Genomic DNA, 12,631 nt, shown 5'->3' on the forward strand with positions numbered 1-12,631 from the left:
TCGCAATTTTTGAGGCAGACTCCAGCCCATGCCCCGTAAAACCTGGCGCGCCGCCCTCGCCGCCTATGCCAGTCCCTCGACGCTCGTGCTGTTGCTGCTTGGCTTCGCCGCCGGCCTGCCCTACATGCTGGTGTTTTCCACGCTTTCGGTCTGGTTGCGCGAAGCTGGCGTGGCCCGCGAGACTATTGGCTACGCGAGCCTCATCGGCCTGGCCTATGCCTTTAAATGGGTCTGGTCGCCCCTGCTCGACCAATGGCGCCTGCCGCTGCTGGGCAAACTCGGCCGTCGGCGTTCATGGTTGGTGCTCTCCCAGGCCCTGGTGATCCTCGGCCTGATCGGCATGGGCTTCTGCGACCCGCAAAAGCACCTGTCATGGTTGATCGCCATCGCCGTGATCGTGGCTTTCGCGTCGGCCACCCAGGACATTGCCGTCGATGCCTATCGCCTGGAGATCGCCGACGACACCCGCCAGGCGGCCCTCGCCGCCAGCTACATGTCCGGGTACCGAATCGCGGCATTGCTGGCCACCGCGGGCGCACTGTTCTTCGCCGAAGGGTTCGGCTCCACCGGTTTCAGTTATAAGCACTCGGCCTGGGCAGGCACCTATCTGTTGTTCGGCGTGCTGATGGTCCCTGCGTTGCTCACCTCGCTATTCATGCGCGAACCGCCGGTGCCGCTACGCACCCAGTTGCAGGCCGGTCGCTATAGCTTCGTCCACCAGTTGGCCTCGGTGTTCGTACTCATCGTGCTGCTGGTGTCGGTACCGGCGATGTTCACCCAGCTCTATAACACCGACTTTGCCAGTGTCCTGTTCGAAGGCGTCAGCCTTCTGGACCTGCTGCTCGAAGACCGTGCCTTCCTGCGGGCCATTCTCTATATCACCCTGACAGCCCTGTGCCTTTCGGCCATGGGGCGCCGCGGGCTGGCGCCGGTGCTGACACCGGTCAACGATTTCATCCTGCGTTACCGCTGGCAGGCCCTGTTGCTGCTTGGGCTGATTGCCACCTACCGGATGTCCGACACGGTCATGGGCGTCATGGCCAACGTGTTCTACATCGACCAAGGCTTCACCAAGGACCAGATCGCCAGCGTCAGCAAGATTTTCGGGCTGATCATGACGCTCGTCGGCGCCGGCATGGGCGGCTTGTTGATCGTGCGTTTCGGTATCCTGCCGATCCTGTTTATCGGCGGCGTTGCCTCCGCCGGCACCAATATCCTGTTTTTGATGCTCGCCGACATGGGCGCCAACCTGCAGATGCTGGTTGTCACCATCTCCCTGGACAACTTCAGCTCCGGCCTGGCCACTTCGGCGTTCGTCGCCTACTTGTCGAGCCTGACCAACCTTAAGTTCTCGGCCACCCAATACGCCCTGCTCAGCTCGATCATGCTGTTGCTGCCGCGCTTGATCGGCGGTTACTCAGGGGTGATGGTGGAGAAATTCGGCTATCACGACTTCTTCCTGATCACCGCCTTGCTGGGGGTTCCGACCCTGTTACTGATTGCCTTGCACTGGTATCAGGAAAACCGCCGCCAGGGTTCAGGCTCGGCTTCGGAGCCGGAACCGACACCCACGCGACCTGCGCAAGAATCGTAGGAAACTTCCAGCAAGCGCCGGCGAAACCGGCGCTCATGCCTGGCGACCGGCCACGCGCCTGTACGCCAGGGCATCTCGCCCGTACAATGCTCCGTCACTTCTCGTCATCAGCAACCGACAACGGCCAACCATGCGCACCAGTCAATTTTTGCTCGCCACACAGAAAGAAACGCCTTCCGACGCCGTCGTGATCAGCCACCAGCTGATGCTGCGCGCCGGCATGATCCGCAAACTCGCCTCGGGCCTGTACACCTGGCTGCCGATGGGTCTGCGTGTGATGCGCAAGGTAGAAGCCATCGTTCGCGAAGAAATGAACGCCGCCGGCTCTCTGGAAGTGTTGATGCCGGGCACCCAGCCGGCCGAGCTGTGGCAGGAATCGGGGCGCTGGGAAGAGTACGGCCCTGAGCTGCTGCGCATCAAAGACCGTCACGGTCGTGACTTCTGCGCAGGCCCGACTCACGAAGAAGTGATCACCGACCTGATGCGCAACGAGTTGAGCAGCTACAAGCAGCTGCCTATCAACCTGTATCAGATCCAGACCAAATTCCGTGATGAAATCCGTCCACGCTTCGGCCTGATGCGCGGCCGCGAATTCATCATGAAGGACGCCTACTCGTTCCACACCGACCTGGCCTCGCTGCAAGTCACCTACGACCGCATGCACCAGGCGTATTGCAACGTATTCACCCGCCTGGGCCTGAAATTCCGTCCGGTTGAAGCCGACAACGGTTCCATCGGTGGCGCCGGCTCCCACGAGTTCCACGTACTGGCCGAGTCCGGCGAAGACGACATCGTCTTCAGCAACGGCTCCGACTACGCCGCCAACATCGAGAAAGCCGAGGCCGTGCCACGGGAAACCTCCCGCCCTGCACCGACCGAAGAACTGCGCCTGGTGGACACGCCAAACGCCAAGACCATCGCTCAACTGGTGGAAGGCTACAACCTGCCGATCGAACGCACCATCAAGACCCTGATCGTGCGCGCCGAAGAAGAAGGCAAGCTGATCGCCCTGATCATCCGCGGCGATCACGAGCTGAACGAAATCAAGGCCGGCAACCAGCCTGGCGTTGCCAGCCCCCTGGTCATGGCCACCGACGCCGAACTGCGCGACGCCATCGGCGCCGGTGCCGGCTCCCTCGGCCCGTTGAACCTGCCGCTGCCGATCATCATCGACCGCTCGGTGGAGCTGATGAGCGATTTCGCCATCGGCGCCAACATCGATGACAAGCACTACTTCGGCGTGAACTGGGAGCGCGACCTGCCGGTTCCGGCCGTGGCCGACCTGCGCAACGTTGTGGCCGGCGATCCGAGCCCGGACGGCAAAGGCGTCCTGGAAATCAAGCGCGGCATTGAAGTCGGGCACATCTTCCAGCTGGGCAACAAGTACAGCAAGGCCATGAAGTGCGAAGTGCTGGGCGAGAATGGGAAGCCGGTGACCCTGGAAATGGGTTGCTACGGCATCGGCGTATCCCGCGTGGTCGCCGCGGCCATCGAGCAGAACAACGACGAGAAAGGGATCATCTGGAGCGACGCCCTGGCGCCATTCCAGATTGCCCTGGTGCCGCTGCGCTACGAGACCGAACTGGTTCGCGAAGCCACCGACAAGCTCTACGCCGAACTGACGGCGGCCGGCTTCGAAGTGCTGCTGGACGACCGCGACAAAAAAACCAGCCCCGGCATCAAGTTCGCAGACATGGAACTGATCGGCATCCCGCATCGGATCGTCGTCAGTGACCGCAGCCTGGCCGAAGGCAACCTGGAATACAAAAGTCGCACCGAGGCCGAGCCGCAAGCGCTGCCGGTCGCTGACGTGCTGTCGTTCCTCCAGGCCCGTATCCGCCGCTGACACCAGATAGAGACGTCATGTTCAAGCGAAACACCTTAGGCCTCTGGGGCGCCGCGCTGTGCGGCGCCCTGCTGGTCAGCGGCTGTGCCAACCAAATGTCGCAACGCAGCGAGCACGAAGAGCGGGTCGAGCGCAAACTGCTCGACCATAGCCTGCATATCGAAGTGGGCGAGCCCAAAGTACTCGAACTGCCGCAACGTCGGGTGCGGATCAATGAGCAGAAGACCTTCGAAGTCACCGAATTCGAAGTCACCCGCCATTATGATCGCTATACGCCGTATCAGCCCTGGCGCGAAGTTTACGAAATTCCGCTGGGCGCGGTGGCAGTGGTGGCGGGTGTCGGCGCCAATGTGGTCAATGTGTTCGCCCTTGGCAACCTCCCAGAGAGCGCGACTCGAGACTGGATCAGCTACGGCTTCGCCGGGCTCAATCCATTCATGAACGTGCCGTCCCATGGCCGCGCCCAGCAGAACCTGGCCGGAATCGACGAAGTGCAACGCGACAAACGCGTCGAACACACGAGCCTGCCCTGGAGCGAACGCCCGGTACAGGTCAAGGCTGCCCGGCAAACCTTCGAACTGAGCACCGACCGCAATGGCGTGTTGCGTTTGAATCTGCTGGAAAGCCCGTTCGCCGAGCATGATCTGAGCCACTTCGGCAAGTTGCAGATCAGCGTGACGGACGCCCTGGACGAGGTACACACCGACTCGTCCCTGAGCATCAGCAGCACGTTGCGCGGCAAGCTGGTGGAAGCCCATGGGTTGATCTACGACGATCTGGAAGATGACGAGGTGAGCCAGTGGGTTCATCGGGTCAAGCGGCTGTCGGAGCTGGGGCTTGAAGAAGAGGCCAGCGAGCTGGAACAGAGCCTGATCGAACTGACCCGCAATGATCCGGAGTTACAGACCGAATTCCTCAAAGCCCTGACCAAGGATGGCGGGCGCCTGGTGGCGGATCCAGGAGCGAACTAGCAGCAAAACCTTGTGGCGAGGGAGCTTGCTCCCGCTGGGGCGCGCAGCGGCCCTCAAGCCTGCCACCTCGGTGTGCCAGATAAGTTGAATCAACTGTTTCTGGGGCTGCTGCGCAGCCCAGCGGGAGCAAGCTCCCTCGCCACAAGAGCCGGCAAAGCCTTCATGTAAGTGGCAGCCTCACCGCTCAAACAATTCCAACTGCTCAAACCCGCCTCGCAGATCCTCCAGCCGTACCCCTATCCCCAACAAACGCACCGGCTTGCCGCCGCGGTTGAATGCCTGGGTCAATAGCAACTGGTAACTGCCCAGATCGCGCCCTGCCCCGGCCTGCTCCAGGGTGGTCTGGGTGAAGTCATGGAATTTCACTTTGACGAACGGCTTGCCCGGTCGATAACTACTGTCGATCCGGGCGATGCGCCCACTCAGGGACTGCATCAGCTCCGGCAGTTTATCGAGGCAGCTTGTCAGATCAGGCAGATCGACGTCGTAGGTGTTTTCCACACTGATGGACTGTCTACGGCTGTCATTGTGCACCAGACGCTCATCAATCCCACGAGCCAGGCTCCAGAGGCGCTCACCGAAACTGCCGAATTCGCGCACCAGCGCCAGCTTGTCCCATTGACGCAACTGCAGGCAATCGACAATGCCAAGCCTGTTCAGTTTGTCGGCGGTCACTTTACCCACCCCATGCAGCTTGCTCACCGGCAGGGCCGAAACGAAGTCTTCGACCTGATCCGGGGTAATGACGAACAAGCCGTTGGGCTTTTTCCAATCGCTGGCGATCTTGGCCAGAAACTTGTTGGGAGCGACGCCGGCGGACACCGTGATGTGCAGTTGATTGGAAACCCGCCGCCGAATGTCCTGGGCGATGCGGGTGGCACTCCCACCGAAATGGGCACTTGCGGAGACATCCAGGTAGGCCTCATCCAGGGACAGCGGCTCGATCAAGTCAGTGTAATCGCTGAAGATCGTATGAATTTCCTTCGACGCCTCCCGATAGGCGTCCATCCGCGGCTTGACGATGGTCAAGTCGGGGCAGAGCTTCAAGGCGTGTCCGGATGACATGGCCGAACGCACACCGTAGGCCCGGGCCTCGTAGTTACAGGTCGCGATGACTCCGCGCCGGTCCGCCGAACCACCGACCGCCAGGGGTTTGCCAGCCAGCCGCGGGTCATCGCGCATCTCGATAGCGGCGTAGAAGCAGTCACAGTCGACGTGGATGATTTTGCGTTGCGTCATAAGAGAAGCGGATGTGCGACAAGTCGGGACGCCAGTATCGCACCGACAACTGTATATAGCACCAGTAGTTGAAAAGATCCTTCACTGCGGCTGGAAAAAGCCTACGTGAATTTATTTCTTCAATCGCAGCGAAGCGTCCAATAGAGCGCCAGCCCTTGCCAGGCTTGCGTCACAGCGCTGTCACAATGCCCAGGACTTAGGCTAAGCAATTGAAGCTGAACAGATTTTCCTGGCGCCAGGGTTGACAGCCAGCCGATCCTCTGTAGAATGCCGCCACACAGACGCGGGATGGAGCAGTCTGGTAGCTCGTCGGGCTCATAACCCGAAGGTCGTCGGTTCAAATCCGGCTCCCGCAACCAAACATCAAGAAAGGCTACTCGAAAGAGTGGCCTTTTTTGTGGCCGTTTGTTTTTGAGCAAGGCGCCGTGAAGAGAAGACCTGCGAACCTCGCCCAACCCCACGGCGACGCAATGCAGACTGCCTGCTTGTAGGACAATTTCCTTTTGATTTCTTGTGTTTAGCTCGGTTGGCGACGAATTGGCCGTTTATTTGACCTCACCACCTTTTAACGGTTGACACTCAGGCGTTCGCCTGTAGAATGCCGCCACACAGACGCGGGATGGAGCAGTCTGGTAGCTCGTCGGGCTCATAACCCGAAGGTCGTCGGTTCAAATCCGGCTCCCGCAACCAAACATCAAAAAAGGCTACTCGAAAGAGTGGCCTTTTTTGTGCCTGTCGAAAAAAGCTTTCATGACAAATATTTTGTAATTATTTTTTTCGGCAGGGATTGGTAACTGAGCGGGTTGCCCCCATCCTGTCGCGCATAGTTCAAGAGGTGATTGATGCGCGCTCACTCGTCTGCCCCACAAGACACTGTTACTGCGGTACAACCGATCAAGGCCGGGCGCTTGCGCTGGCTGGAGCGTATCAGTCAGTACCGTCAGCCTATCGGCCTCGCTGTCACGCTGTTGCTGTTCGCCCTTGCATTGATTGCCTGTCGCCACCTGCTGAGCGAGCTCGATCTGTACGCTCTGCACGACTCGATCATGCAGGTGCCGCGCTCAGCCCTGCTCGGCGCAGTCGCCGCGACGGTCGTCGGATTCGTCATCTTGCTGGGCTATGAATGGTCCGCCAGCCGTTATGCCGGTGTGAAATTGCCCGCGAAAACGCTGATCCTGGGCGGATTCAGCGCTTTTGCCATCGGCAACGCCATCGGGCTCTCGTTATTGTCGGGGGGCTCGGTTCGCTACCGGCTGTATGCCCGCCATGGCCTGGGCGCGACAGATGTCGCCCACATGACCCTGTTCGCCAGCCTATCCCTGGGCTGTGCACTGCCGCCGCTGGCAGCCCTGGCAACCCTCAGTGATCTGCCCGCCGCTTCCGCCGCCCTGCACTTGCCGGCCACCTGGCTGGGAGCGATCTGCGTGGCGGTGCTGCTGCTCACCTGTGCGCTGGCTATCGGCATCTACCGTCGGCGCCTGCCAGAACAGCCCTATCGGGACAGCCTGCTGATCAAGGCCGGGCGCCGCACCCTGCGCCTGCCGGGCCGACGCTTGACGCTCCTGCAACTGATCATCACCACGCTGGATGTCGCGGCGGCCGCCACGGTGCTGTACTTGTTGTTGCCCGAAACACCACCGTTCGGCGCATTCCTGCTGGTGTACCTGTTGGCGCTGGCAGCCGGCGTACTCAGTCATGTACCGGGCGGGGTCGGGGTGTTCGAAGCGATCCTGCTGGCGGCCTTCGCCGACAAACTGGGGGCCGCGCCTTTGGCCGCCGCCCTGCTTTTGTATCGCTTGATCTATGTCCTGCTGCCGATGCTGGTGGCCTGTGTGTTGTTGCTGATCAATGAGGCGCAACGGCTGTTCCAGGCCCGCCAGTCCCTGCGGGTAGCGTCGGGCCTGGCGGCGCCGATCCTCGCGGTGCTGGTGTTCCTATCGGGCGTGGTGCTGCTGTTTTCCGGCGTGACCCCGGAAATCGATACTCGCCTGGAGCACATTGGTTTCCTGATCCCTCATCGGCTGGTGGACGCCTCGCACCTGGGCGCCAGCCTTGTGGGCGTGTTGTGCCTGTTGCTCGCCCAGGGTCTGCGCCGTCGCTTGTCTGCTGCCTGGATGCTGACCACCGTTTTACTGTTGGTGGGCGCCCTGCTCTCACTGCTCAAGGGCTTCGATTGGGAAGAGGCCACGCTGCTGACGCTGACGGCCAGTTTGTTGGCGGTGTTCCGGCGTTCGTTTTATCGTCCGAGTCGCCTGACCGAGTTGCCATTTTCGCCGCTGTTTCTGATTGCCAGCCTATGCGTGCTCGGCGCGTCAATCTGGCTGCTGCTGTTTGCATACCAGGACGTGCCCTACAGCCATGAACTGTGGTGGCAATTCACCCTCGATGCCGACGCACCTCGTGGTCTGCGCTCACTGCTGGGCGCGGCGGTGCTGCTGGTAGTGGTGTCCCTTACCTGGCTGCTGCGTACCGCCCGCCCGGTGATCCAGCTGCCGGCGGCAGAAGAACTGGAGCGAGCCAAAAAGATTCTCATGGCCTCTTCACAACCCGACGGCGGCCTGGCCCTGACCGGTGACAAGGCATTGCTGTTTCATCCCAACGACGAAGCATTTCTGATGTATGCCCGCCGTGGCCGCAGTCTGGTGGCATTGTACGACCCGATCGGCCCTACCCAGCAACGCGCAGAAATGATCTGGCAGTTCCGCGACCTTTGCGATATCCATCATGCGCGCCCGGTGTTCTATCAGGTTCGCGCCGAGAACCTGCCGTATTACATGGACATCGGCCTGACCGCGATCAAGCTGGGTGAAGAAGCACGGGTCGACCTCAAGCATTTCGATCTCGAAGCCAAGGGCAAAGAGATGAAGGACTTGCGCTACACCTGGAACCGCGGTACCCGGGACGGCCTGTCGCTGGAGATCCACGAACCGGGCCAGGCGCCGATGGATGAGCTGAAGGTCATTTCCGACGCCTGGCTGACCGGCAAGAACGTGCGGGAAAAAGGCTTTTCACTTGGCCGCTTCAGCGATGACTACCTCAAGCATTTCCGCATCGCAGTGATTCGTTTCGAAGGCCGCCCGGTGGCGTTCGCCAATCTGCTGGAGACGCACAGCCATGAATTGGCCAGCCTCGATCTGATGCGCGCCCATCCCGACGCCCCGAAACTGACCATGGAATTCATGATGGTCGGGCTGATTCAGCATTACAAAGCCCATGACTATGCCCGCTTCAGCCTCGGAATGGTCCCCCTGTCGGGCCTGCAACCGCGACGCGGCGCACCGCTGACCCAGCGTCTGGGTTCGATGGTGTTCCGCCGTGGCGAACAGCTCTACAACTTCCAGGGCCTGCGCCGTTTCAAAGATAAATTCCAGCCTGACTGGGAACCTCGTTACATGGCCGTGCCCGCCGGACTCGATCCGCTGGTAGCTCTGGCCGATACCGCCGCCCTGATTGCAGGCGGCCTGACTGGATTGGTGAAACGCTGATGATGCAACGCTCCTGGCGATACGTAGTGGCCACCCTGCTGGTGGTGGCGGTGATTCTCGGTGGCGGTTACTGGTACTGGAACCGCCCTGCCCCGCAACCGACCCTTGAACAGCTGACGCCGGTCGACGGTGCCCCCATGACCCGGATCATTCCCGGCACCCCGCCCCGCGCCCAAGTGCTGGTGGCGGTCAACGAAGAGCAGAAACTCAGCGACACGCAATTGCTGACCCTCAGCCGCAGCGGCTCGGCGCAAATCGTCCAGGTGATCCTGCCCAAGGACTGCATGCTGCAAGGCCGTGCCCTGCAGGCCGGCCTGAAGCAGCTCCAGGGGCCGGCAACGCTGGTCAGCGGTATCGGCCCCGGAGCCGTGCTGGCCTGGCGCTGGCTGGCGGAGCAGAAGAACGACAAGGCCCAGGCCGTTTCGGTGGACCTGGCCCTGGAAAAACCCGGCTGCACCCACCTGCTGCCTAAAAGCGCGGCCCACGGCCACTGGCTGGTGGCCTGGAATGACAACCCCGACGACACCAGCGCCGGTTTCGTCCGGGATCAACCGAACGCTGAAACCAGCATCAGCAACTACGACATCAACCTGCCACAGGTGCTGAACAACGAACTGCACAAGATCCTGGTAGGCACCGACCAGGGCGGCCTGGGCATTCCCGTAGTGGAAGTGCCGGCCAGCCAGGCCCGGGACACCGTGACGCTGTTTCTCTCCGGAGACGGCGGCTGGCGGGACCTGGATCGGGACGTGGCCGAAGAAATGGCCAAGATCGGTTACCCGGTCGTCGGCATCGACACCCTGCGCTACTACTGGCAGCACAAGAGTCCGGAACAAAGCGCCCAGGACCTCACCGAACTGATGCAGCACTACCGTCAGGTCTGGGGCACCAAGCGCTTCATCCTGACCGGATATTCCTTCGGCGCCGACGTACTGCCCGCAATCTACAATCGCCTTCCGGCCAGCGAACAGCAAGGGGTCGACGCAATCATCCTGCTGGCCTTCGCGCGCACCGGCAGCTTCGAGATCGAAGTCGAAGGCTGGCTCGGCAATGCCGGCACCGAAGCCGCCACGGGCCCGGAAATGGCCAAGCTGCCCGCCGACAAAGTCGTGTGCATCTACGGCGTAGAAGAAGCGGCTGAAAGTGGCTGTACCGACAAGACCGCGGTGGGCGAAGCCATCCAGCTACCTGGTGGCCATCATTTCGACGAGAACTATCCGGCGCTGGCCAAGCGCCTGGTGGACGAAATCAACAAGCGCCAGAACAAGAACGCCGAACAGTGAGCTGAGGCTGGTTTTTTGTGAACCCTGCGAACCTAATGTGGCGAGGGATTTATCCCCGCTCGAGTGCGAAGCACTCGCACAGGTCATGAACCCAGGAAAATCCAGAGGGTTGCTTCGCAACCCAACGGGGATAAATCCCCTCGCCACAAATTGTTGTCCACTCAACCCCACGCCCATCAAAAAGCCCCCGCTGCCACAAGACAACGGGGGCTTTTTTGTTTGGGCTACATTTCCACCTGGGTCCCCAGTTCAATCACCCGGTTCAGCGGCAAATTGAAAAAGCGCAAATTGCCGTTGGCGTTTTTCAGCATGAAGGCGAATAGCACTTCGCGCCAACGGGCCATGCTTTCAAGCTTGGAAGCGATGACCGTCTCGCGGCTGAGGAAATAGGTGGTGCGCATCGGGCTGAAGTCCAGCTCATCCAGATGACACAGCCTGAGAGCCTGTGGCACGTCCGGTTCGTCAGTGAAACCAAAGTGCAGGATCACCCGGAAGAAACCTTCGCCGTAGGAATCCACCTCGAAGCGCCGTTGCGGCGGCACCCGGGGGATGTCTTCGTACACCACCGTCAACAGCACCACTTGCTCGTGCAGCACCTGGTTGTGCAACAGGTTATGGAGCAGCGCGTGAGGCACGGCATCCGGGCGAGCAGTGAGGAAAACCGCCGTGCCCTTGACCCGATGGGGAGGTTCGACACGGATGCTGCTGATAAATACCGGCAACGGCAGAGCGCCTTCATCCAACCGATCTACCAACAGTTCCTTCCCGCGCTTCCACGTGGTCATCAGAATGAACAACACGATCCCCGCCAACACCGGAAATGCGCCACCCTGCAGGATTTTCGGGACATTGGCGGCAAAGAACAGGCCGTCCACCAATAGAAAACCGACCAGCAACGGCACCGTCAGCAGAGGTGGCCATTTCCACAGCAGCAACGCCACCGCCGACACCAGGATGCTGGTGATCAGCATGGTGCCGGTCACTGCCACGCCATAGGCAGAGGCCAACGCGCCGGACGACTCGAAGCCAAGCACCAGCAGGATCACGCCAACCATCAACGCCCAGTTCACCGCGCCGATGTAGATCTGCCCTTGTTCGGCGCTGGAGGTGTGCTGGATGTACATGCGCGGGATATAGCCGAGCTGGATGGCTTGGCGTGTGAGGGAAAACGCGCCGGAAATCACCGCTTGGGATGCGATCACCGTGGCGAAGGTCGAGAGCACCACCAGCGGCACCAGCGCCCAGCCTGGGGCCAACAGATAAAACGGGTTACGAGCGGCCTCCGGGTTCTCCAACAGCAAGGCGCCCTGACCGAAATAGTTGAGCACCAGTCCTGGCAACACCAAGACGAACCAGGCCCGGGCAATCGGTTTGCGGCCGAAATGCCCCATGTCCGCATACAAGGCTTCGGCGCCGGTCAAGGCCAGTACCACGGCCCCCAGGATCGCAACGCCAACCCCCGGATGCACCATGAAAAAGCGCACGCCCCAGGCCGGGTTCAACGCCTCGAGCACCTGCGGATGCTGGACAATGCCATGAATGCCCAGGCCGCCAAGGACCACGAACCACAGCACCATGACCGGCCCGAACAATTTACCGATCCGATCGGTCCCGTGTTTCTGAATCAGGAAAAGCGCCACCAGAATCACCAGCGCCATCGGCACAACCCAGTGATCCAGCCCATCAAAGGCCACTTCCAGACCCTCCACGGCCGACAATACGGAAATGGCCGGGGTGATCATGCTGTCACCGTAAAACAACGAGGCGCCGATCAGCCCGAGAATCACCAGCACCGAACGCAACCGGGGATAAGGGGTGGACGCCCGCCGGGCCAGCGCGGTCAACGACATGATGCCGCCTTCGCCCTGGTTGTCAGCGCGCAGGATAAACAGCACGTATTTGATCGAGACGACCCAGACCAACGACCAGAAGATCAGCGCCAGAATCCCGAACACTCCGTCATGGTTGACCTGCACACCATATTGACCGGAAAACACTTCCTTGATGGTGTACAAGGGACTGGTGCCGATGTCGCCATAGACCACCCCCGCGGCGGCCACCAACATTCCCACGGGCCTGGCCGCTGCATGCCCGGTACCCGACACCTGACTCTCTGCCTGCTCCATCCAACACTCCCACTACCTGATCCGCGCTGCTGGAAAGAAGCACCCTGATTGACCTTGCGTCCAGGCCACCTTACTTCCTGTTACAGA

General features: G+C 61.0%; 7 protein-coding genes and 2 tRNA genes. 7 read left to right on the top strand and 2 right to left on the bottom strand.

Annotated elements, in window-relative coordinates:
* Window positions 1–28: 28 nt before the first annotated feature.
* The 3 genes from BW979_RS24550 (at window position 29) to BW979_RS24560 (ending at window position 4,411) form a co-directional block, all read left to right on the top strand.
* Window positions 29–1,594 carry an AmpG family muropeptide MFS transporter gene (locus BW979_RS24550; RefSeq protein WP_047228430.1) on the top strand — a complete coding sequence of 522 codons (1,566 nt, stop codon included), beginning with the start codon at window positions 29–31 and terminating at the stop codon, window positions 1,592–1,594.
* 130 nt (window positions 1,595–1,724) lie between these two features.
* Window positions 1,725–3,440 carry a proline--tRNA ligase gene (locus BW979_RS24555; protein WP_047228431.1) on the top strand — a complete coding sequence of 572 codons (1,716 nt, stop codon included), beginning with the start codon at window positions 1,725–1,727 and terminating at the stop codon, window positions 3,438–3,440.
* Between the two features lie 17 nt (window positions 3,441–3,457).
* The gene (locus BW979_RS24560) at window positions 3,458–4,411 is read left to right on the top strand and encodes a hypothetical protein (RefSeq protein WP_076386104.1); all 954 of its coding nucleotides are present in this window, start codon (window positions 3,458–3,460) and stop codon (window positions 4,409–4,411) included.
* 177 nt (window positions 4,412–4,588) lie between these two features.
* Here the strand turns inward: BW979_RS24560 and dinB are convergent, their stop codons facing one another.
* On the bottom strand, window positions 4,589–5,650 hold the full coding sequence (gene dinB / locus BW979_RS24565) for a DNA polymerase IV (protein ID WP_076386106.1): 1,062 nt from the start codon (window positions 5,648–5,650) through the stop codon (window positions 4,589–4,591).
* 282 nt (window positions 5,651–5,932) lie between these two features.
* Between dinB and BW979_RS24570 the strand changes: the two genes are divergently transcribed.
* The 4 genes from BW979_RS24570 to BW979_RS24585 all read left to right on the top strand — a co-directional run bounded on the left by BW979_RS24570 (window position 5,933) and on the right by BW979_RS24585 (window position 10,418).
* Window positions 5,933–6,009, top strand: a tRNA-Met gene (locus BW979_RS24570).
* Window positions 6,010–6,263: 254 nt separating this feature from the next.
* Window positions 6,264–6,340, top strand: a tRNA-Met gene (locus BW979_RS24575).
* 152 nt (window positions 6,341–6,492) lie between these two features.
* On the top strand, window positions 6,493–9,135 hold the full coding sequence (gene mprF, locus BW979_RS24580; RefSeq protein ID WP_076386109.1) for a bifunctional lysylphosphatidylglycerol flippase/synthetase MprF: 2,643 nt from the start codon (window positions 6,493–6,495) through the stop codon (window positions 9,133–9,135).
* On the top strand, window positions 9,135–10,418 hold the full coding sequence (locus BW979_RS24585) for a virulence factor family protein (protein ID WP_076386111.1): 1,284 nt from the start codon (window positions 9,135–9,137) through the stop codon (window positions 10,416–10,418). Before mprF ends, BW979_RS24585 begins: the two co-directional genes overlap by 1 nt.
* Before the next feature lie 224 nt (window positions 10,419–10,642).
* Here BW979_RS24585 and BW979_RS24590 read toward each other — a convergent pair whose 3' ends face one another.
* Entirely contained in the window at window positions 10,643–12,484 is a 1,842-nt protein-coding gene (locus tag BW979_RS24590) for a potassium transporter Kup (protein ID WP_370695188.1), read from the bottom strand.
* Window positions 12,485–12,631: the final 147 nt, after the last annotated feature.

It is taken from the genome of Pseudomonas sp. A214, from assembly GCF_900156295.1.
Classification (GTDB): Bacteria; Pseudomonadota; Gammaproteobacteria; order Pseudomonadales; family Pseudomonadaceae; genus Aquipseudomonas; species Aquipseudomonas rhizophila.

What these genes read in the sequence shown, in the direction of transcription:
- BW979_RS24550 (WP_047228430.1), top strand. Translation starts at nt 29, where the DNA reads ATGCCCCGTAAAACCTGGCGCGCCGCCCTCGCCGCCTATGCCAGTCCC.
- BW979_RS24585 (WP_076386111.1), top strand. Translation starts at nt 9,135, where the DNA reads ATGATGCAACGCTCCTGGCGATACGTAGTGGCCACCCTGCTGGTGGTG.
- mprF (WP_076386109.1), top strand. Translation starts at nt 6,493, where the DNA reads ATGCGCGCTCACTCGTCTGCCCCACAAGACACTGTTACTGCGGTACAA.
- BW979_RS24555 (WP_047228431.1), top strand. Translation starts at nt 1,725, where the DNA reads ATGCGCACCAGTCAATTTTTGCTCGCCACACAGAAAGAAACGCCTTCC.
- dinB (WP_076386106.1), bottom strand. Translation starts at nt 5,650, where the DNA reads ATGACGCAACGCAAAATCATCCACGTCGACTGTGACTGCTTCTACGCC.
- BW979_RS24560 (WP_076386104.1), top strand. Translation starts at nt 3,458, where the DNA reads ATGTTCAAGCGAAACACCTTAGGCCTCTGGGGCGCCGCGCTGTGCGGC.
- BW979_RS24590 (WP_370695188.1), bottom strand. Translation starts at nt 12,484, where the DNA reads ATGTTGGTGGCCGCCGCGGGGGTGGTCTATGGCGACATCGGCACCAGT.